The organism is Vreelandella mediterranea (assembly GCF_970647075.1).
Genome location: NZ_OZ310198.1, coordinates 3,683,076 through 3,704,151, shown reverse-complemented (window position 1 = coordinate 3,704,151; position 21,076 = coordinate 3,683,076). Strand labels below are relative to the sequence as shown.

At 59.3% G+C, this 21,076-nt stretch carries 22 protein-coding genes; 19 read left to right on the top strand and 3 right to left on the bottom strand.

Features of this window, described 5'->3' with window-relative positions; genetic code table 11:
• Positions 1 to 41: 41 nt before the first annotated feature.
• The 3 genes from thiD to ACWFVE_RS17085 are packed head-to-tail and all read right to left on the bottom strand — an operon-like array spanning position 42 to position 3,100.
• Complete coding sequence (gene thiD / locus ACWFVE_RS17095; protein ID WP_447530462.1) at positions 42 to 851, bottom strand: bifunctional hydroxymethylpyrimidine kinase/phosphomethylpyrimidine kinase; 810 nt, start codon at positions 849 to 851, stop codon at positions 42 to 44.
• On the bottom strand, positions 851 to 1,282 hold the full coding sequence (gene hemJ / locus ACWFVE_RS17090) for a protoporphyrinogen oxidase HemJ (RefSeq protein ID WP_447530461.1): 432 nt from the start codon (positions 1,280 to 1,282) through the stop codon (positions 851 to 853). Before hemJ ends, thiD begins: the two co-directional genes overlap by 1 nt.
• Positions 1,283 to 1,291: 9 nt before the next feature.
• Positions 1,292 to 3,100: a chloride channel protein gene (locus tag ACWFVE_RS17085; RefSeq protein WP_447530460.1), complete on the bottom strand. Its 1,809-nt coding sequence runs from the start codon at positions 3,098 to 3,100 to the stop codon at positions 1,292 to 1,294.
• Positions 3,101 to 3,318: 218 nt separating this feature from the next.
• On the opposite strand from ACWFVE_RS17085, the gene argC reads away from it, so the two are divergent.
• The 19 genes from argC to mgtE all read left to right on the top strand — a co-directional run bounded on the left by argC (position 3,319) and on the right by mgtE (position 21,023).
• A complete protein-coding gene (gene argC, locus ACWFVE_RS17080) occupies positions 3,319 to 4,347 on the top strand; it encodes an N-acetyl-gamma-glutamyl-phosphate reductase (protein WP_447530459.1) in 1,029 nt (342 codons plus the stop codon).
• Positions 4,348 to 4,467: 120 nt separating this feature from the next.
• A complete protein-coding gene (gene erpA / locus ACWFVE_RS17075) occupies positions 4,468 to 4,821 on the top strand; it encodes an iron-sulfur cluster insertion protein ErpA (RefSeq protein ID WP_447530458.1) in 354 nt (117 codons plus the stop codon).
• A gap of 166 nt (positions 4,822 to 4,987) precedes the next feature.
• Positions 4,988 to 5,755, top strand: a complete 768-nt coding sequence (locus ACWFVE_RS17070; RefSeq protein WP_447530457.1) for a transporter substrate-binding domain-containing protein — start codon at positions 4,988 to 4,990, stop codon at positions 5,753 to 5,755.
• A 103-nt stretch (positions 5,756 to 5,858) separates the two neighbouring features.
• The gene (locus ACWFVE_RS17065) at positions 5,859 to 6,530 is read left to right on the top strand and encodes an amino acid ABC transporter permease (protein WP_447530456.1); all 672 of its coding nucleotides are present in this window, start codon (positions 5,859 to 5,861) and stop codon (positions 6,528 to 6,530) included.
• A 10-nt stretch (positions 6,531 to 6,540) separates the two neighbouring features.
• The gene (locus ACWFVE_RS17060) at positions 6,541 to 7,299 is read left to right on the top strand and encodes an amino acid ABC transporter ATP-binding protein (protein ID WP_447530455.1); all 759 of its coding nucleotides are present in this window, start codon (positions 6,541 to 6,543) and stop codon (positions 7,297 to 7,299) included.
• A 576-nt stretch (positions 7,300 to 7,875) separates the two neighbouring features.
• On the top strand, positions 7,876 to 9,780 hold the full coding sequence (gene mnmG, locus ACWFVE_RS17055; RefSeq protein ID WP_447530454.1) for a tRNA uridine-5-carboxymethylaminomethyl(34) synthesis enzyme MnmG: 1,905 nt from the start codon (positions 7,876 to 7,878) through the stop codon (positions 9,778 to 9,780).
• Positions 9,777 to 10,442 (top strand): 16S rRNA (guanine(527)-N(7))-methyltransferase RsmG, encoded by a 666-nt coding sequence (rsmG, locus tag ACWFVE_RS17050; RefSeq protein WP_447530453.1) that lies wholly within the window; start codon positions 9,777 to 9,779, stop codon positions 10,440 to 10,442. The genes mnmG and rsmG overlap by 4 nt, the downstream gene beginning before the upstream one ends.
• Positions 10,442 to 11,209, top strand: coding sequence for a ParA family protein (locus tag ACWFVE_RS17045; protein WP_447530452.1), 768 nt, complete (start codon positions 10,442 to 10,444; stop codon positions 11,207 to 11,209). Before rsmG ends, ACWFVE_RS17045 begins: the two co-directional genes overlap by 1 nt.
• Before the next feature lie 53 nt (positions 11,210 to 11,262).
• Positions 11,263 to 12,195, top strand: coding sequence for a ParB/RepB/Spo0J family partition protein (locus tag ACWFVE_RS17040; protein WP_447530451.1), 933 nt, complete (start codon positions 11,263 to 11,265; stop codon positions 12,193 to 12,195).
• A 293-nt stretch (positions 12,196 to 12,488) separates the two neighbouring features.
• Positions 12,489 to 12,809 carry an ATP synthase subunit I gene (locus ACWFVE_RS17035; protein WP_447530450.1) on the top strand — a complete coding sequence of 107 codons (321 nt, stop codon included), beginning with the start codon at positions 12,489 to 12,491 and terminating at the stop codon, positions 12,807 to 12,809.
• 16 nt (positions 12,810 to 12,825) lie between these two features.
• On the top strand, positions 12,826 to 13,653 hold the full coding sequence (gene atpB, locus ACWFVE_RS17030) for a F0F1 ATP synthase subunit A (protein ID WP_447530449.1): 828 nt from the start codon (positions 12,826 to 12,828) through the stop codon (positions 13,651 to 13,653).
• A gap of 106 nt (positions 13,654 to 13,759) precedes the next feature.
• Complete coding sequence (gene atpE / locus ACWFVE_RS17025) at positions 13,760 to 13,987, top strand: F0F1 ATP synthase subunit C (protein ID WP_018918432.1); 228 nt, start codon at positions 13,760 to 13,762, stop codon at positions 13,985 to 13,987.
• A 76-nt stretch (positions 13,988 to 14,063) separates the two neighbouring features.
• Positions 14,064 to 14,534, top strand: coding sequence for a F0F1 ATP synthase subunit B (locus ACWFVE_RS17020; RefSeq protein ID WP_447530448.1), 471 nt, complete (start codon positions 14,064 to 14,066; stop codon positions 14,532 to 14,534).
• Between the two features lie 11 nt (positions 14,535 to 14,545).
• The gene (locus ACWFVE_RS17015; RefSeq protein ID WP_447530447.1) at positions 14,546 to 15,079 is read left to right on the top strand and encodes a F0F1 ATP synthase subunit delta; all 534 of its coding nucleotides are present in this window, start codon (positions 14,546 to 14,548) and stop codon (positions 15,077 to 15,079) included.
• A gap of 16 nt (positions 15,080 to 15,095) precedes the next feature.
• A complete protein-coding gene (gene atpA, locus ACWFVE_RS17010; protein WP_447530446.1) occupies positions 15,096 to 16,640 on the top strand; it encodes a F0F1 ATP synthase subunit alpha in 1,545 nt (514 codons plus the stop codon).
• Between the two features lie 65 nt (positions 16,641 to 16,705).
• Positions 16,706 to 17,593 (top strand): F0F1 ATP synthase subunit gamma, encoded by an 888-nt coding sequence (gene atpG, locus ACWFVE_RS17005; RefSeq protein WP_447530445.1) that lies wholly within the window; start codon positions 16,706 to 16,708, stop codon positions 17,591 to 17,593.
• A 68-nt stretch (positions 17,594 to 17,661) separates the two neighbouring features.
• Positions 17,662 to 19,041, top strand: a complete 1,380-nt coding sequence (gene atpD / locus ACWFVE_RS17000) for a F0F1 ATP synthase subunit beta (RefSeq protein ID WP_447530444.1) — start codon at positions 17,662 to 17,664, stop codon at positions 19,039 to 19,041.
• A 24-nt stretch (positions 19,042 to 19,065) separates the two neighbouring features.
• Positions 19,066 to 19,494 (top strand): F0F1 ATP synthase subunit epsilon, encoded by a 429-nt coding sequence (locus ACWFVE_RS16995; RefSeq protein ID WP_447530443.1) that lies wholly within the window; start codon positions 19,066 to 19,068, stop codon positions 19,492 to 19,494.
• 149 nt (positions 19,495 to 19,643) lie between these two features.
• Positions 19,644 to 21,023 carry a magnesium transporter gene (mgtE, locus tag ACWFVE_RS16990; RefSeq protein ID WP_447530442.1) on the top strand — a complete coding sequence of 460 codons (1,380 nt, stop codon included), beginning with the start codon at positions 19,644 to 19,646 and terminating at the stop codon, positions 21,021 to 21,023.
• The last annotated feature ends 53 nt before the right edge of the window (positions 21,024 to 21,076 follow it).

Genomic DNA, 21,076 nt, shown 5'->3' with positions numbered 1-21,076 from the left:
GGACTTAAATAGACGCGTTACCGACCCGGCGGCCAATGAGATCAAAAGCGGGTTGGGCGTGACAAGCGGTTGGGCAGATACTGCCCGTCCGGCGGCTCGAACGCCTCGGACAGAGCCTGCCAGGTAAAGCGCTGGGCCTGCTCGCAGGCAGTGGGTAAGCGCTCACCTACCGCCATGCGCGCGGCAATGGCGGAGGCTAGCGTACAGCCCGAGCCGTGAAAGCGCTGCGCCAGGCGCGGCCACTGCCACTGGCGCGTGGTATCCGGCGAGTGCAGCGTATGCACGACCTGGGCGTCGTTTCCCGGCAGTGGATCGTCGGTGGCCGTTACCAGCACCGCCTGGCACCCCTGGGAAATAAGCGCCACCGCGCGGGTGGTATCGTCCGCGCCCTCTTCTACGTCCGGCGTCAAGGCGGCGAGCTCGAACCGGTTGGGCGTCAGAATATCCACAAGGGGTAGCAGGCGCTCCACATAGCGCTTTTGAAGCGCGGCTGTGGATAACTCAGCGCCGCCCCCCGCCTTGAGCACCGGATCGGCAATCACCGGCACACCGGGAAAGCGGCGAATGATGCGCTCGGCGGCCAACAGCGTCGCTTCATTGGCCAAAAGGCCCAGCTTGATCGCGCTGACGGGAAGCCCCTCGAGCGCTTGGGCCATCTGCAACATCATTTGCGGGTCGGCGGGCAGCACGCGCTGAACATCGTGGCAGTTTTGCACGGTGGTGGCGGTGGGAATGGTCAATGCCCAGCCGCCACAGCCGGCCACGGCTTCGCTATCGGCGATCAGCCCCGCGCCCCCGGTCGGGTCGTGACCCGCCAGTACCAATACGACGGGAGGAAGCGGCTTTATCATCAAAAAGGCTTAATGACGGCAAGCAGAACGACGGCGATCAACACGATGACCGGGGCTTCATTGAAGAAGCGGAAAAAGCGATGGCTTTTGGTGCAGCGGTTTTGCGCAAACTGCTTCAAATAGATCAGACAGACGTGATGGTAGGCCACCAGTAGCGCCACCAACGTCAGTTTGACGTGCATCCACCCCTGGCTCATCCAGCCGGGTATCAGATAGAGCATGATCCCGCCAAACAACAGCACCAAAATCATCGAGGGGGTCATGATGCCGCGATAGAGCTTGCGCTCCATGGTCTTGAAGTAAGTGATCGCTTGCTCATCCCCGTTATCGCGGGCAGTAGCGTGGTAGACATACAGCCGCGGCAGATAAAAAAGCGCGGCGAACCAGGTCACAACGGCCATCAAATGCAGGGCCTTCATCCATAAATACATGGTTTCTCCTTACGCGGTCGGCTCATTGTCACGGGGGTCGGTTTTGTCACGAGGGTCAGCATAGTGGTAGTAACGCTCGATTGCCCCCCGGGTAATGATACCTGAAATTCGCTGCTGCTTTGGCCGATAACCGTGCACTACGTAAAGCGCACCCAGGGCGTTGTCCTGAAGCTTCAAAAAAGCTTCGGAAAGCGTGGCCTGTAGCGCGATCGGCGCCATCTCCACGCGCTGGCCAGGAATTTCCAGAAGGTCCACTTGCTCGTCTTTTGGCGGTGGCTCACCGGCCAGCGCCTCGTCGTGTTCCAAAAGCCAGCGCGCCAGCGCCGAGGCTTTCAAACCCAGCACCGGCTTTTTATCACTGGAGCGCTCGATCAGAAGCCACATCGGATTGGTTTCCAAGAGCTTACGCGCCTGATCCGGCGTGACGATTCGCTCGGTACGCACTAGCTGGCGCTCCATCACCGCGGGTACCGACACCCGGGAAAGCGCCTGCATCAGCGGCTGTTGAAGGGGGTGTAGGCCGTAACGTACCGAACTGATAAAAAAGCCTTCGCAGCCCGTTAGCTGGCGCGAGGTCAGACAGGCGACCACGACCACCAGCATGCCCGGCAGCATGATGTTCGGGCTGTGGGTCAGCTCCAAAAGCGCCATGAGCGCGGCCAGCGGCGCCTGAAGCACCGCGCCCATCATGGCCGCCATCCCCAGCATGGCAAAAACGCCTGGGTCGGCGGCGGGCGCCGGCCAAAGCCAAAGGCCAAGCGAGCCGCTGAGCGCACCGGCGGCCGCCCCGACCACCAGTACCGGGCCGATAATACCAATCGGTACGCCTCCGGCCACGGTCAGCGCGGTGATCAATAGCTTGGCAATGACCAGCCCCAGCAGCACGCTAACGCTTAGCTGCCCGTTGAGCGCCGCCGCCAGGCTATCGTAGCCAATGCCCTGTACCTGGGGGAACCACCAGGCCACTGCGCCGGTGGTCACACCGACCACCGCCAGGCGCAGCCAAATCGGCAGACGGCTCAAGCGCTGAGTGCGCGCAATGTGAATGAAAAGCCCGGCGAGCAGGCCAATCCCCAGCCCCGTCACCACTACCCAGGGCAGGTTCATCAGCGAGCCCAGCGCTACATCGGGAATGCGAAAGGCGGGTTCGCTGCCGTAAACCGCCTGAGCGACCACCGCGCCCATGGTCGAGGCCAAAATGACCGGCATGAAGCTCATCAGGGTGTACTCCATCATCACCACTTCCATGGCGAAGATGACCCCGGCGATCGGCGTATTGAACGAGGCGGAAATACCCGCCGCGGTACCACAGGCGACCAGCACGCGAAGACTGTTGTTGGGCAAGCGAAGCTTGAGGCCAAGTCCGCTGGAGGCGGCCGCGCCCAGGTGGATCGCTGGGCCTTCGCGCCCGGCGGAAAGCCCGCCGAGTACCGACACCACGCCGACCCACCACTGGTTGAGCCAGTTGCGCATGGGAAAGCGCCCCTGGTGGTAGGAGAGCCGCTCGATCACGTGGCTAACGCCGAGTTTGTGTGCCGCGGCTTTCTGGCGGTAAAGAAAAACGCCAATCAGCGTCACCGCCAAAAGCGGCAGCAGCGCCCTAAGCCAGGGAGCAAGGCCTTCGAACGCCTCCGGGTCGCCCTCGGGCATATAGACAATCGCGCCGACTTCCAAAAGCAGACGAAAGCCCACCATCACAGCGCCGGTAATGACGCCGGAGACCAGGCCCAGTACGCAGAGCTGGGGCAACGCATCGACGTTGGCCAGCTGGCGGCGGAAGGCGTCGAGGGTGAAATCTGCTCGGGAATAGCGTGCCACAGCCGCGTTCCTTGCCTGTTGGTGGGTTCTTATTGGTCGAGGTTAAAGCGTAGTGCGTTTATTCGGGGCGGCCAAAAGTGAGGACTTACTCATTGAATCCGTCACTCCTGGGCTGTCACTCTTGTGTATCATAGCTTGAAGCGCTTAGACAGCCCGGTGCGGGTTTATTAGGCTTGAACGTACGCGGTTCACATTAACGAACGGACAAGAGGTGGCTTGTGATCAAGGTCGGTATCGTAGGCGGTACAGGGTATACCGGAGTAGAGCTTTTAAGGCTTTTAGCCGGGCATCCAGAGGTCAGCGTCGAGGCGATCACCTCGCGCTCGGAGGCCGGTGTCAAGGTGAGCGATATGTACCCCAACCTGCGCGGCCATTTTGATGCACTCGCCTTCAGCGAGCCCGATGCCAACGCGCTGGGCGCTCTGGACGCAGTGTTTTTCGCCACACCCCACGGGGTGGCCCACGCGCTGGCCGGTGAGCTATTGGCGAACGGCACGCGGGTCATCGACCTTTCCGCGGATTTTCGTCTGCGCGACGCCGAACTCTGGAGCCAGTGGTACGGCCAGCCTCACGGCGCGCCGGCGCTGCTCGAAGAGGCGGTCTATGGCTTGGCGGAAATGAACCGCGAAGCGATCAAGGGCGCGCGTTTGATCGCCGTACCTGGCTGCTACCCCACCGCCGTACAGCTTGGTTACCTGCCGCTACTCGAGGCCGGGCTGGTGGACGAAACACGGCTGATCGCCGACTGTAAATCCGGCGTGACCGGCGCCGGACGCGGTGCCAAGGTAGGCTCGCTTCTCGCCGAGGCGAGCGAATCGATGAAAGCCTACGGCGCCTCGGGCCATCGCCACCTGCCGGAAATCCGCCAGGGCCTGAACGACATGCAGGAACACCCGATCGAGCTAACCTTCGTGCCTCATCTAACGCCAATGATCCGGGGCATTCACGCCACGCTCTATAGCACCCTGAAGGTCGGCGCAACGGATCTGCAGGCGCTTTTCGAATCGCGCTATAAAAACGAGCCCTTCGTGGATGTGATGCCCGCCGGCAGCCACCCGGAAACGCGCAGTGTCAAAGGCAACAACACTTGCCGGCTCGCGGTTCATCAACAGGGCGGTACCGTCATCGTGCTGTCGGTCATCGACAACCTGGTTAAGGGTGCCTCGGGCCAGGCGATTCAGAATTTGAATTTGATGTTTGGCCTCGACGAGACCCTGGGCCTCAACGCTCCAGCGCTGATGCCCTAGACGGAAAGCGCTGTTGCAGAGGTGCTACTTAGAAAAAGGCGACGTAATAGTTGACCCTTTTGCTCGGGATTACCCATAATTGCGCTTTCACCCAGCCATTTTAGCTCGCGGGAGGTACCCATGAGCGGTGCAGAAGCTTTCGTACCAACCCCACTTTTGCTGTCCGACAGCGCGCGACGTCGTATTCAGGCGCTCATGACCGAGGAGCACAACGACGCGCTGAAGCTTCGCGTGTACGTGACCGGCGGCGGCTGCTCGGGCTTTCAGTATGGGTTCGACTTTGCCGACAACGTCGCCGACGACGACACGCTGATCGAGTTCGGCGCCGCCGCCCTGGTCGTCGACCCGCTTTCCTATCAGTACCTGGTCGGCTCGACGATCGATTTCGAAGAGGGTCTGGCCGGCGCCCGTTTTCGCGTGCAAAACCCCAACGCCACCACCACCTGCGGGTGCGGTGCGTCGTTCATGGTTTAGGTCGTGTTTTAGAGCAAGAACCACTTCTTGCGTTAATACCACCCCCGGTTCGTGACTTGACGCCTTGGCGGTTTCTCGCCAAGGTTGATAGGTCTACAACATCGCGCGCGGTCGACGGGCATGACGCCCCACGACCGCTAGCGTCATATAAAACACGGGGAAACACATGAACACTCCGCTTACCTATAGCGCCATTGCCGCCGCGTTGACTCTAAGCCTTGGCAGCGCCTCGGCGCTTGCGCAGACGCCTTCGGTCAACGTCGCCACCGACCCAAGCTTCGTGCCCTTTGAAATGATGGATTCCGAAACCGGAGAAATGATCGGCTTCGACATAGACATCATCAACGAAGTGGCCAACCGCGCCGGGTTCGAGGTCAATCTCACCACCATGGAGTTTTCCGGCATCATTCCGGCGGTACAGACCGGCAGCCAGGAAATCGCCATTGCCGGTACCACGATTACCGAAGAGCGCGCCCAGGTCGTCGATTTTTCCGACCCCTACTACGACTCCGGTCTTCAGATCATCGTACGCGCCGATAACGATGACGTTGAAGACCTCCAGGACCTGGAAGGCCTGAGCATCGCGACCAAGATCGGCTCGACCAGCTATAACTACCTGCAAGAAGAGCTGGGTGACGACGCCGAGATCACGCCCTATCCCGGTACCGCAGATATGTACATGGCGCTTTTGGGTCGCAACGTCGACGCCGTGCTATACGACGCCCCCAACGTCGCCTACTTCTCGCAAACCCGTGGCGAAGGCCGTACCAAGGTCGTTGGCCCGCTCTACGAAGGTCAGCAGTACGGGATCGTTTTCCACAAGGGTAGCGAGTGGCTGGAGCCGACCAACGAAGCGCTGGCGGCCATGCGTGAAGACGGTACCTACGACGAAATCTACTCGAAGTGGTTCGGTGAAGCGCCCTCGGCGGACTAATACCATTTCGTAGACACGCAAGTACTCCTGCAGGGCCGGGCAACGCATTGCCCGGCCTTTCGTTTAATAGCCTCGTTTTATGATTTTTATCTGGAGATAACGCGTGGACGTTAACTTTCAGTTCGACTGGTCGGCGGCGCTGGCCTCGATCCCTCATCTGTTACCCGGTATTCCCTGGACGCTCGCGATCTCTTTCGGGGGGCTGGCGATCGGCTTTTTCATCGGCATCTTTTTCGGTCTTTTACGCATCAGCCCCTCCGCCTGGCTTCGCTGGATCGCCAGTATCTATATCGAGGTATTTCGCGGCACGCCGATTCTGGTGCAGGTACTTTTCATCTTTTATGGCCTGCCGCAGCTTTTGGGTGGGCCAATCAACGCGTTGGTCGCGGGTATCGCCGCCATCGCGGTGAACTCCGGTGCCTATATCTCGGAAATCGTGCGCGGCGGCGTGCAGTCCATCGAGCGCGGCCAGCGCGAGGCCTCCTTGTCGCTCGGGCTTTCGCGTACCCAGGCCTTTACCTACGTCATCTGGCCCCAAGCGCTTAGGCGCATGGTGCCGCCACTGGGCAACCAGGCGATCATTAGCATCAAGGACACCTCCCTGTTCTCGGTGATCGGCGTGGGCGAGCTGGTCCGTCAGGGCCAAATTTATATCGCCACGACCTTCACCGCCCTCGAGGTCTACTTCGTGGTGGCGCTGATGTATTTGGCGATTACCTGGACACTTTCCATGGTGCTGCGCTTACTCGAGCGTTCAAACTTCGTCGGTCAATAAGGAGCGCGCAATGAAAGCGACCCAACCCCCCATTGTGCGTATGGAAAAGCTCAATAAGCATTTTGGCAGCTTGCACGTACTCAACAATATCGATCTGGCGATCACCCCCGGCGAAGTCGTCGTGGTGATTGGCGCAAGCGGCTCGGGCAAATCGACGCTGATTCGCTGTATCAACGGTTTGGAAGAGTTTCAGTCCGGCACCCTCGAGGTGGATAACAACCCCCTTACGCCTCACGGCAAAAGCACCAAGTCGCTGCAGACCATTCGCACCGAAGTCGGCATGGTGTTCCAGCAGTTCAATCTATTCCCGCATCTAAGCGTTGTGGACAACGTGACGCTGGCACCCATCAAGGTACGCCGCCAAAGCCGCGAGCAGGCCACACAGAACGCTAAACGCCTGCTCGATCGGGTCGGCATCGCCGACCAGGCCGACAAGTACCCAGGCCAGCTATCCGGCGGTCAGCAGCAACGCGTCGCCCTCGCTCGGGCACTCGCCATGGAGCCGCGCCTCATGCTCTTCGACGAGCCGACCTCAGCGCTGGACCCGGAGATGATCGGTGAGGTGCTCGATGCCATGCGCGAGCTCGCCAAGGAAGGCATGACTATGGTGATCGTCACCCACGAAATGGGCTTTGCCCGGGAAGTGGCGGATCGCGTCATCTTCATTCATAAAGGCGAAATCACCGAAGAGGGGCCACCTGAACAATTGTTCGATGCACCTCAACACGAACGTACCCAGTCGTTTTTGGCGCGGGTGCTCAAACACTGAAACACACCTACCGAAGGCGTTTTTAAACCATCTTTTGGCTTAAAAATGCGAATAAAAAAGGGCCTGTCACCATGACAGGCCCTTTTTTTGCCTGTGGATATCATTTTTTCAATTTTCTTCACGTTTGTCTGCAACCCGCGTCACTTGGGCCATCGGCACTTTAGCCCGGTTACCCACAGTGTGTTTATAGCCACGCGCACAGCACGGGTATGCAGCGGTGGATAACCCGTGTTTTTTTAGCGCTGTGCATAAGTGCCCCTTTCGTCCACAGCCTCAACACTGCTTCTACGCAGGCACTCCGCCGGTTAATCACCATTCCTTCAACAATATAATTGTTTAATAAATATAAGAAATATTCAGTTATACACAGATTTTATCCACACCAATAATTACAACATCAATAGAACTTCTCTCTATATTTTTTATTTTGTTATTTATAAGTGCAAGGACGTGAAATCCGGGTGTGGAAAAACCTGACTGTTATTCACAGGAGGTTTATACTGGCCGGCTTATCGAGTCCTGCTCGTTTTCAAATGATCAATAGGCGCTTTTTGAAGGGCCAAGTTGAGGTGTTAATTGAATTACCCCAACCGCTTTGACGTGATTGTCATCGGCGGTGGCCATGCGGGAACCGAAGCCGCACTGGCCTCTGCTCGTATGGGTTGTCAAACCCTGCTGCTCACCCACAACATCGAAACCCTGGGGCAAATGTCGTGTAATCCCGCCATTGGCGGCATCGGCAAAAGTCACCTGGTCAAGGAAATCGATGCGCTGGGCGGCGCCATGGGGCTTGCCACTGACCTTGGCGGTATTCAGTTTCGCGTTCTAAACGCCAGCAAAGGCCCGGCGGTCCGTGCCACCCGTGCCCAGGCTGACCGTGTCCGCTACAAAGCCGCCATTCGCGGCATGCTGGAAAACCAGCCAAACCTGACGATTTTTCAGCAGGCGGCGGGCGATCTGATTGTGGATAACGACACCGTCCGCGGCGTGGTGACCGAGACCGGTATTCGGTTTATGTCCGAAACCGTCGTCCTGTCGACGGGTACGTTTTTGGGTGGCGTGATTCACATTGGCTTGGATAAAAGCCGCGGCGGCCGAGCCGGCGATCCGCCCTCCAACGCCCTGGCCGAGCGGCTACGCGCACTGCCGTTTCACGTTGATCGGCTAAAAACCGGCACACCGCCGCGTATCGACGCCAAAAGCGTGGATTTCAGCCAGCTCGAAGAGCAGCCCGGCGACACCCCCACCCCGATCATGTCCTACATGGGCTCGCGGGAGATGCACCCGCGCCAGGTCAGCTGCCACATCGCGCAGACCAACGAGCGTGCCCACGACATCATCAAGGCGAATCTGGACCGCTCGCCGATGTACTCCGGGGTGATCGACAGCACCGGCCCGCGCTACTGCCCGTCGATCGAGGACAAGGTTCACCGCTTTGCGGATAAAACCAGCCACCAGGTTTTCATCGAGCCCGAAGGGTTGGAAACCAACGAGCTCTATCCCAACGGCATCTCGACCTCGCTGCCTTTCGACGTTCAGCTTCAGGTCGTGCGCTCGATGAAAGGCCTTGAAAACGCGCATATCACCCGGCCCGGCTACGCCATCGAGTACGATTTCTTCGACCCACGAGACCTCAAGCACTCGCTGGAGACGAAATTTATCCACAACCTGTTTTTCGCCGGCCAAATCAACGGCACTACCGGCTACGAAGAAGCCGGCGCCCAGGGGCTGCTGGCCGGCTTGAACGCCGCCCGCCGCGCCCGGGAGCTGGAGGCCTGGCATCCGCGCCGCGACGAGGCGTATCTGGGCGTGCTGGTGGACGACTTGATCACCATGGGCACCAAAGAGCCCTACCGGATGTTCACCTCGAGGGCGGAATACCGGCTGATGCTGCGTGAAGACAACGCGGATCTGCGCCTGACCGAAAAGGGCCGTGAGCTTGGTTTGGTCGACGATGCGCGCTTTGCCGCGTTTAGCCAAAAGCGCGACGCCATCGAGCGCGAAAGTGCGCGTCTTGCCACCGTCTGGGTACAGCCGAAAACCCCGGCAGCGGAGAAAGTCGCCGAAAAAACCGGCCAACCGCTGCCGCGAGAGTACTCGCTGGCGGATCTTTTGAAGCGCCCGGAGCTTAGCTACGCCGATATCACCGCGCTCCCCGGCCTTGAAAGCGATCTGGTCGACGACGAGTCCGTGGCCGAGCAGGTCCAGATTCAGGCCAAGTATCAGGGCTATATCGCCCGTCAGCAGGACGAGATCGACAAGCTCAAGCGCCACGAGGCGACGCCGCTTCCCGCCGAGCTCGACTACCAAAAGGTCGAGGGGCTTTCCAACGAGATTCGCCAAAAGCTTGCCGAAGCGCGTCCGGAAACCCTGGCCCACGCGGGGCGTATCTCGGGCGTGACGCCGGCCGCGGTCTCGATTTTGCTGATTCACCTGAAAAAGCGCCGCATGATCAAAAATGCCGAGGTGGCGAACGGATGAGTTCGTTAGCGCCTTTGATCAAGGAGTTGCCCGGCGAGGTCGCGTCGCGCCTGGACAGCGGCCTCGAGCAACTCGACATCGCCATCAGTGCCGAGCAGCGCGACCAGCTTTTAGCGCTGGTCGCGTTATTGCACAAGTGGAATCGGGCTTATAACCTCACTGCGGTGCGCGATATAAACGACATGGTCGCCCGGCACGTGCTCGACAGCGCAGCGATCGCCCCCTATGTGACCGGGGCAACGCTTCTGGACGTGGGCGCAGGCCCAGGACTTCCGGGGCTGGTCATCGCCATTTTGAAACCGGATATGCACGTCACGCTGGTCGACAGTAACGGCAAAAAGGTGCGCTTTCAGCGCCAGGCCGTGATGGAGCTTGCCATTAAAAACGCCACGCCGACCCAAACCCGGGTCGAGGCGTTCAATGGCCAAACCTTCGATCAGGTGGTATCGCGCGCCTTTGCAAGCCTTGACGACTTCGTAACCCTGACCCGGACGCTAGTGGCCCCCGGTGGGCAGTGGCTGGCCATGAAAGGCCCCGGGGCCGATGAAGAGCTTGCGGCACTTCCCGCCGATATCGCGCTCATCGCGCGACATTGGCTGCAAATCCCTTATGATACGGCGAAACGGCAGCTGTTGATTCTGACCCCTGAAGGAGCCTTGTAGTGAGCCAGATCATTGCCCTGACCAACCAAAAAGGCGGCGTGGGCAAATCCACCTCGGCCGTTAATCTCGCGGCGAGCCTTGCAAGCCTTGACCGGCGCGTACTGCTGGTGGACCTGGACCCCCAGGGCCACGCCAGCATGGGCAGCGGCATCGACAAGTACGAGCTTGATAAAAGCGTACTGGACGTGCTGCTGGGCGAGGCCCGCGCCGCGGATGCGATCGTGACCAATCTGCCGGTCAATTACGACGTACTGCCGGGCAATGGCGACCTGACCGCCGCCGAGGTGGAGCTTCTGGATAGCGAAGAGCGCCAAAGCCGACTCTCCACGGCGCTCAATACCGTGGCCGGTAATTACGATGTCGTCCTCATCGATTGTCCGCCGTCGCTCAACATGCTCACGGTCAATGCCTTGACCGCCGCCGACGGCGTGCTGATTCCCTTGCAGTGCGAGTTCTACGCCCTCGAAGGCCTGTCGGCGCTGTTGGACACGGTCGAGCAGATCAAGGAGAGCATTAATCCAGCGCTTGCGATTTCCGGTATATTGCGCACGATGTACGATAAACGCACCAGTCTTACCCGGGAAGTGGACAAGCAGCTTCGCGATTTTTTCGGCGACGCGCTTTTGAAGACCACCATTCCGCGCAACGTAAAAGTGGCCGAGGCACCCAGCCACGGCTTGCCGGTGACCCACTACGCACGCTTTTCGCGGGGAAGCCAAGCGTACCGCGTGCTTGCCAAAGAGTTGATTCGCAAGCTTTCGCTTTAATGGCGGTAAGTGCCTGAGGACAGGTTCTTGATACAACGTTTAAGGGGAAACGCATGACGCGTAAACGCGCGCTGGGACGTGGCCTGGATGCCCTCATTGGAGCGGGCGCACGCCGCCGTGACAGTCTGGATCTCACCAGTGAGGAAACGTTTGAAAGCGTCGATCCTGCTGCGCCGCCTGCAAGCGCAGCCTTCGACGCCGCCAGCGAACGCCTGGAGCGTTTGCCGCTTGGCCAGCTAAGCCGCGGCAAGTACCAGCCCCGCCGCGACATCCAGCCCGAAGCCTTGGAAGAGCTCGCTGACTCCATCCGCGCCCAGGGCGTCATGCAGCCTATCGTGGTGCGCCCGGTCGGCGAGGCACGTTACGAAATCATCGCCGGCGAGCGGCGCTGGCGGGCCGCGCAGCTTGCCGAACTCGACGTAATCCCCGCGGTGATCCGCGAAGTCAGCGACGAAGCCGCGCTGGCGCTGGCGCTGATCGAAAACATTCAGCGTGAAAACCTCAACGCGGTAGAAGAGGCGCTGGCGCTCAAACGGCTGGGGGATGAATTCGAGCTGACCCAACAGCAGGTCGCCGATGCGGTGGGCAAGTCGCGCACTCAGGTGGCGAACCTTTTAAGGCTTTTGACCCTGGATCCGGAAGTACAGACGCTTTTAGAGCGCGGTGATCTGGATATGGGCCACGCGCGGGCGCTTTTATCGCTTGCCAGCGCCCAACAGCGCCGCATCGCCCACGAGGTGGTCAATAACGACCTGACCGTGCGCGCCACCGAAGCATTGGTGAAAAAGCTCGCCAGCGACGAAAGCGCGAAAGCGGCCCCCAAACGCTCGATCAAGACGACGGATGTGACCCGGCTCGAGACCCAGCTGGGCGAGCTTCTCGGCGCGCCGGTCTCCATCGACCACGGCCAACGGGGCAAGGGAAAGGTCACGATCCGCTATACGAGCCTTGAAGAACTCGACGGAATTTTGGGCCATATAAAATAAATAGCAGGCTTATTAAAAAGTCGCACGATAGCGTCTTTTTTTAACTCTTTGGTCGCAACTGCGCGCTTGGACGGGCAAATTAGGCGCAACTTCGGTTGAAGGTACGATAGCGCTTCCCTATAATCGCGCAAGATTTGTGCAGGTTGTTTCGATAATCAAAACGCCCGCATCAGGATTTTACAACGACTAGCCCGAGAAGCTGGGGCAACAGGTGCTGAGAAATCATGCAGCGATTCGAAGCCCAGCGCCGCCGAGCCTACAGCGTTTCGCTTTTACGGGCTCAATCGGGCGTAATGCTGATCGGGATGGCGCTGGCCTACGTGCTGGCGCAGCCTGGCGGGGCGATCTCGGTGGCGTTGGGTTCGCTGGTCGCGATCGTACCCTATGCTTTTTTCATAAAGCGTATGGGCGTTTTTTCGAAACGCCAAAAACGTAACGCAACGCAGTTGATGCGTGCAGAAGCGGGCAAGTTTGGTTTGACGGTGGCTCTTTTTACGCTGGTCTTCGTGGCAGTGCCCCCCTCAAACCCTACTTTATTTTTTAGTGCTTACGTTGCGGTAATTTCGACGCATTGGCTCGCGCCCTGGCTAATGCTCAAAAAACCGCACAACTGATTGAGGTGACAACTCTATGGCCGCAGGAAACGAAGTCTCGACGACTTACTATATCCAGCACCACCTGCAGAATCTGACCTTCGGGCATCACCCGGTCAACGGTTGGTCGCTGGCGCAGTCGGCCGAAGAGGCAAGCGACATGGGGTTCTGGGCGATCCACCTGGATACCATGGGCTGGTCCATTGCCATGGGGCTTTTGTTCATCTGGCTGTTTCGCAAGGCGGGTAAAATCGCCACCTCCGGCGTGCCCGGTGGTCTGCAAAATGCCGTCGAAATGGTCGTCGAATTCATCGAGAACTTGACGCGTTCGACCTTTCACGGGCGTAACCCCCATATCGCGCCGCTGGCGCTGACGCTGTTCGTGTGGATTCTGCTCATGAACACGCTCAAGATTCTACCCGTCGACTACGGCCCGGTGCTGTTTGCCAAGCTCGGCGTGGATTACATGAAGATCGTGCCGACCACCGATGTCAACGCCACACTGGGCATGGCGCTGGGCGTGTTTGGCCTGATTCTTTACTACAACATCAAGGTCAAGGGTGCGGGCGGCTTCGCCAGAGAGCTCTCGCTGACGCCGTTCAACCACTGGCTGCTGATTCCGTTCAACCTGGTGCTCGAGATCGTCTCCTTGCTGGTCAAGCCGTTCAGCCTGGCGATGCGTCTGTTCGGTAACATGTTTGCCGGCGAAGTGATCTTCATTTTGATCGCCATGCTACCCTTCTGGGCCATCTGGGTGCTGGACGTGCCGTGGGCGATTTTCCACATCCTTATCGTGACGCTTCAGGCCTTCATCTTTACCACGCTAACCATCGTGTATTTGAGCGCCGCGCACGAACATCACTGATTAAGGCGTACCCGGCGCGCGGCGCCGGGTACGCTTGAGTTTTGCATCAACACCCGTTTCATTAACCCTCAACCCTTAACCAAAACTTGAACTCAGGAGCAACATCATGGAAATGGTTTATCTCTCAGCTGCCATCATCATCGGTTTGGGCGCACTGGCAACCGGTATCGGCTTCGCCATTCTGGGCGGCAAGCTGCTCGAATCGACCGCGCGTCAGCCGGAGCTTGGCGACCAGCTGCAAACCAAAACCTTCATCATGGCGGGTCTGCTCGACGCGGTTCCGATGATCGGTGTTGGTATCGCGATGTACCTGATCTTCGTTGTTGCCGGTTAATTTAACTTGACCGAGCGGTAGATCGCTCGGTTTTGTTTCACTCCGGTCGCCACGAACTTGTCAGAGGTACAGTCCTGTGAATATCAACATGACGCTTATCGGGCAGACGATCGCCTTCGCGATCTTTGTCTGGTTTTGCATAAAGTACGTGTGGCCTCCGATCAGCAATGCGCTTCACGAGCGCCAGAAGAAAATTGCTGATGGCTTGGACGCAGCCAGCCGTGCGACGCGCGATCTCGAGCTTGCTCAGGAACGCTCCGAGCAGACGCTCAAGGAGAGCAAGGAGCAGGCGTCCCAGATCATCGAGCAGGCCAACAAACGCTCTGCCCAGATGATCGAAGAGGCTCGCGAAGAGGCTCGCGCCGAAGGCGAACGCATCGTTGCAAGCGCCCGCTCCGAAATAGAGCAGGAAGTGAACCGTGCTAAAAATGAGCTTCGCGCTCAGGTTTCTCATCTCGCGGTCATCGGCGCTGAGCGTATTTTGCAAGAGTCGGTCGACGAGTCAGCACATCGCAAGTTGCTTGATGAGCTTGCCGCCGAACTGTAAGGAGGTGACCCATGGCGGAACTACTTACCGTCGCTCGTCCTTACGCTAAGGCAGCGTTTGAATACGCGCGTGATTACGAAGCGTTTGATAGCTGGTCTCAGGCGCTGAATTTTTTGAGCGTTGCGGTTGCCGACGACGGCCTACGCCGGGTGTTGGGTAGCCCAAAAGTCGTCAATGAAACCAAGATCGAGCTGCTTTCCAGCATTTTGCCGGAACAGCCCGAGGGCATTAAGCGGTTTTTGACGGCCCTGGCGACCCAGGGCCGTCTGTTGGCACTGCCTTTCATCGCTGATCAGTTCGAGCGCTTGCGCGCCGAGTTCGAGCAGCGTGTCGAGGTGATGGTCACGTCGGCCTACAAGCTGACGGCGCCGCAGAAGACCAAATTGGCAAACGCGCTTAAGAAACGTCTGAATCGCGAAATCTCAATTTCTACTCAGGTAGACAAGTCGCTCATCGGCGGTGTCATCCTGCGTGCCGGCGATACCGTCATTGACGGCTCGGTGCGTGGTCGATTGAACCGCCTTACTGATGCGCTAACCGCTTGAGTCCGAGGGACATGGCATGCAGCAACTGAATCCTTCCGAGATCAGCGACATCATCAAGCAGCGAATCGAGAAGCTTGACGTCGCATCCGAAGCCCGTAATCAGGGTACCATCGTCACCGTTTCCGACGGCATCGTGAAAGTTCACGGCCTCGAAGACGCGATGTTTGGTGAAATGATCGAATTCCCGAACGCCATCTTCGGCATGGTGCTCAACCTCGAGCGCGACTCCGTAGGCGCCGTGGTACTGGGCGACTACCTCCAGCTCGAAGAGGGGATGACCGCCAAGTGTACCGGTCGCATTCTCGAAGTGCCGGTGGGCCCGGAACTCGCGGGCCGCGTAGTCGACGCACTCGGTAACCCCATCGACGGTAAGGGCGACATCAACGCCAAGCTCACCGACGCGGTCGAAAAAGTCGCGCCTGGCGTCATCACGCGTCAGTCCGTCGACGAGCCGATCCAAACCGGTTTGAAGTCGATCGATTCCATGGTGCCGATCGGCCGCGGTCAGCGTGAGCTGATCATCGGCGACCGTCAGATCGGTAAGTCGGCGATCGCCATCGACGCGATCATCAACCAGAAAGGCAAGGGCGTCACCTGTGTCTACGTGGCGATCGGTCAGAAGCAGTCGACCATTGCCAACGTCGTGCGCAAGCTCGAAGAGCACGGTGCGATGGAGCACACCATCGTGGTCGCGGCCGGCGCGTCCGACCCGGCGCCGATGCAGTTCCTCGCCGCCTACTCCGGCTGCACCATGGGCGAGTACTTCCGCGACCGTGGCGAAGACGCCATGATCGTCTACGATGACCTCTCCAAGCAGGCCGTGGCGTATCGTCAGGTATCGCTGCTGCTGCGCCGTCCGCCGGGCCGTGAAGCCTACCCGGGTGACGTGTTCTATCTCCACTCGCGTCTTTTGGAGCGCGCCGCGCGCGTCAACGCCGACTACGTCGAGAAGTTCACTAACGGCGAAGTCACCGGCAAGACCGGCTCCTTGACCGCACTGCCAATCATCGAGACCCAGGGCGGCGACGTTTCCGCGTTCGTTCCGACCAACGTGATCTCGATCACCGACGGCCAGATCTTTCTGGAAACCAACCTGTTCAACTCCGGTATTCGTCCGGCGATCAACGCAGGTTTGTCGGTTTCTCGTGTCGGTGGTTCGGCCCAGACCAAGATCATCAAAAAGCTTGGCGGTAGCGTGCGTCTGGCGCTTGCGCAGTACCGGGAGCTTGCGGCGTTCTCGCAGTTCGCTTCTGATCTCGACGAAGCGACGCGTAAGCAGCTCGAACATGGTCAGCGCGTTACCGAGCTGATGAAGCAGCACCAGTACTCGCCGATGTCCGTGGCGGAAATGGCGCTGACGCTTTACGCCGCTAACGAAGGCCATCTGGATGATGTCAGCGTCGACAAGGTGTTGGACTTCGAGCGTGCCCTGCACGACTACATGAAGTCCGAACACGCTGAGCTGCTCGACAAGATCAACCAGACCGGTGACTACAACGACGAGATCAAGGACGGCATGAAGTCCGGTCTCGAACAGTTCAAGGCGACTCAGAGCTGGTAATGTCCGGCCCGCCTATAGGCGGGCTTGCCTACTTTCTGAGAGCCACGAACGAAGGGTAGATCGCTATGGCAGCTGCAAAAGAGATACGCAACCAGATCGGAAGCGTCAAAAATACGCAGAAAATCACCAGCGCTATGGAAATGGTCGCTGCGTCGAAAATGCGTAAAGCGCAAGATTTGATGAAGGCAGGCCAGCCGTACGCCAGGCAGATTCGTAACGTGGTCGGCCACATCGCGGACGCAAACCCCGAGTACAAGCACGACTACATGGTCGAGCGTAACGAGGTCAATCGCGTCGGTTATATCGTGGTCTCCACGGATCGTGGACTGTGCGGCGGCTTGAACGCCAATCTGTTCAAGGCCGTGGTGAAAGACGCCAAGGCCTGGCACGAGCAGGGCGCAGAGCTCGACTTCTGTGCCCTCGGCTCCAAAGCCAGCGCGTTTTTCCGTAACTACGGCGGTAACCTGGTGGCCGCGAAAAGCGGGCTGGGTGAAAAGCCAACGGTTGAAGGTTTGATCGGCAGCGTCAAGGTGATGCTGCAAGCTTATGATGAAGGACGTCTCGACCGGCTTTACGTGGTGTATAACGAGTTTATCAACACCATGACGCAAAAGCCGGTGGTCCGTCAGCTTCTGCCGCTTTCGCCGGATATGGGCGACGACGCCTCCAACGATGAAGAAAACGCCCGTCCCGGAAGCTGGGACTACCTGTATGAACCGGATGCCAAGGCGTTACTCGATGGCCTGTTGGTTCGCTTCATCGAATCCCAGGTCTATCAGGCGGTGGTCGAAAATGGCGCCTGCGAGCAGGCCGCCCGGATGATCGCCATGAAGAGTGCCACCGATAACGCGGGCAATCTGATCGACGATCTGGAGATGGTGTACAACAAGGCCCGCCAGGCCGCCATCACCCAGGAAATTTCCGAGATCGTCGGCGGCGCTTCAGCCGTATAACGCCCTTGATGCCGCGAGTCGGCATCGGGCAGACAGGTTTCATTTGCAGGTTTTAAAGAGGAACCAAGATGAGCGGACGTATCGTACAAATCATCGGCGCGGTGATTGACGTAGAGTTTCCGCGGGACTCTGTGCCCAAGGTCTACGACGCGCTAAAGGTCTCTGAAAAAGAGACCGTCCTCGAAGTCCAGCAGCAGCTGGGCGACGGCGTGGTGCGGACCATCGCGATGGGCTCTACCGAGGGCTTGAAGCGTGGTCTGGACGTGACCAACACAGGGGCCGCAATTTCTGTACCCGTAGGTACCGAAACGCTAGGCCGGATCATGAACGTGCTGGGCGAGCCGATCGACGAAGCTGGCCCGATCGGCGAAGCCGAGCGCATGCCGATCCACCGCAAGGCACCGAGCTACGCCGACCAGGCGGCTTCCAACGAGCTTTTGGAAACCGGTATCAAGGTCATCGACCTTGTGTGCCCGTTTGCCAAGGGCGGTAAGGTAGGCCTGTTCGGCGGCGCCGGTGTCGGTAAAACCGTCAACATGATGGAGCTTATCCGCAACATCGCCACCGAGCACAGCGGCTACTCCGTATTCGCCGGTGTGGGTGAGCGTACGCGTGAGGGTAACGACTTCTATCACGAAATGACCGAATCCAACGTTATCGACAAGGTATCGCTGGTCTACGGTCAGATGAACGAGCCGCCGGGTAACCGCTTGCGCGTGGCGCTGACGGGTCTGACCATCGCGGAGAAATTCCGTGACGAAGGCCGCGACGTGCTACTGTTCGTCGATAACATCTACCGCTACACCCTGGCGGGTACCGAAGTATCGGCCCTGCTTGGCCGTATGCCGTCTGCGGTTGGTTATCAGCCAACGCTGGCCGAAGAGATGGGTGTGTTGCAGGAGCGTATCACCTCCACCAAAGCAGGCTCTATCACGTCTGTGCAGGCGGTTTACGTTCCCGCGGATGACTTGACCGACCCGTCACCGGCCACCACCTTCTCGCACCTGGACGCCACCGTGGTACTGGCGCGCTCCATCGCCGAGCTGGGTATTTATCCTGCGATCGACCCGCTGGATTCCACCTCGCGTCAGTTGGATCCGCTGGTCATCGGCGACGAGCACTACAACGTCGCCCGCGGCGTACAGGGTGTGCTGCAGCGCTACAAGGAACTCAAGGATATTATCGCCATTCTGGGTATGGACGAGCTGTCGGACGAAGACAAGCTGGCCGTGGCCCGGGCGCGTAAGATCCAGCGCTTCTTGTCGCAGCCGTTCTTCGTCGCCGAGGTGTTCACGGGTTCGCCGGGTAAATACGTGTCGCTGAAAGACACGATTAGCGGCTTCCAGGGCATTCTGGACGGCGAGTACGACGATATGCCCGAACAGGCCTTCTACATGGTCGGCTCTATCGACGAAGCGGTCGAAAAAGCCAACCAGATGAAGAAGTAATCCCGTTCACTAGGGGGATTCGCTATGGCGAATAGCTTCACTTGCACTATCGTCAGCGCCGAAGCGTCCATCTTCTCGGACAGCGTCGAGCAGGTCATCGCCTCCGGTTTGATGGGCGATCTGGGTATTTTACCCGGCCACACGCCGCTTTTGACCGAGCTTCAGCCGGGTCCGATCCGGGTGATCATGAACGGCGGCAAGGAAGAGAACTTCTTCGTGTCCGGCGGCTTCATGGAAGTTCAGCCCGAGGTGGTGACGATTCTGGCCGACGCCGCGGCGCGGGCGAGCGACCTTGACGAGGCTGCCGCCGAGCAGGCGCGTCAGGACGCGCTCAAGGCCTTCAACGAGAAGTCCGCCGAGCTCGACTACACGCGCGCCTCGGCGGAACTGGCCGAAGCCGTTGCTCAGCTGCGAACGATCCAGCAGTTGCGCAAGAAGGCGGGTAAAGGCTAGAGCTCACGCGTGACGTGAATAAAACGCTCCTTGAACCCCTGGCGGTTTAAGGGGCGTTTTTTTTATCTGCTACTATAAATTCCGGCAAAGTAGCGAGCTATCTATCTGCAAAACTCATCTAACATAACGCCTCTTTCAGGGAGATTGCGATGTCGCTATCCGATGAAACCTTGCAGGAATTGAAATCAACGCTGCTGGGCGAGCTTTCCCAGCAAGCGCCGAGCCAGGCGGTGTCCGAGCGTCTGGCGGAAGTACGTTCGGCGGATATCGCCCAGGTGCTCGAAGAGTTCATCGAGGATGACGAAGAGCTCACCGCGGCGATAGCGATTCTCGATATCCTCTCCACCGAGCGCGCGGCCAACGTGCTGGGCTACCTGCCCGGCGAAAGCCAGCTCGAGGTAGTCGCCGAGCTCTCCGATACCCAGGTCCTGAAACTATTGGAAGAGATGGGCTCGGACGAGCGGGCGGATCTTTTCAACCTGCTGGGGGAAGATCGCCGCGAAGCGCTTTTGCGGCGGATGGCCCACCAGGAGCGCGAAGACCTAAAGCGTCTGGCAAGCTATGTAGAGGGCACTGCCGGCGCCATCATGACCTCTGACTATGTCGCAATAGCCAGTGGCATGACGGTGTCGCAAGCGCTGATGCGGGTACGCCAGACCGCGCCGGACGCCGAAACCGTGTACCAGCTCTACGTGCTGGACAGCGACGGCGAGCTGATCGGCACGATGTCGCTTCGCCAGCTCATGGTCGCGCGCCCCGGGGCGATGGTCGACGACATCATGATCAAGGACGTGATCAGCACCGCCGTCGATAACGGCCAGGAAGAGGTCGCCCGGGTGGTGGCGCGCTACGACCTGCTGGCGCTACCGGTGATCGATATCGATGGGCGCATGGTGGGGATCGTCACCCACGATGACGCCATGGACGTGGCGGAGTCCGAGGCGACCGAAGATATCCACAAGGGGATGTCGATCGGCCAGCTCGAGGACGGCGTCAGCCGGGTCAAGCTCTGGAGCCTTTACCGCAAGCGCGTAACCTGGCTCGTACTATTGGTATTTGCCAATCTGTTTTCCGGGGCGGGCATTGCCTACTTCGAGGACGTCATCGCCTCTCAGGTGGCGCTGGTGTTCTTTTTGCCGCTTCTGATCGGTAGTGGCGGTAACGCCGGCGCCCAAGCGGCGACCTTGATGGTGCGCGGGATGGCCACCGGGGATGTTGGCGTCAAGGACTGGGGCAAGATGCTCGGACGCGAGCTCATGGTCGCCGGGGCGCTTGGGCTGACCATGGCGATTGCGGTCACGCCGATCGGCATCATGCGCGGCGGCGAAGCGGTGGCGATGATCGTGGCGCTGAGTATGGTGACCATCGTGTTGTTTGGCAGCTTGATCGGTATGTGCCTACCCTTCGTGCTGGAGCGTTTCAAGGTCGACCCGGCCACGGCGTCGGCGCCGCTGGTGACCACCCTGATCGACGCCACGGGCGTACTGATCTACTTTACCATCGCCACCATCATCCTCTCGGCGGTTTGAACCACCGCCCACGCCGGCGCTGCCCCTGTACTGCAAAAGGCAGCGCCCGCACC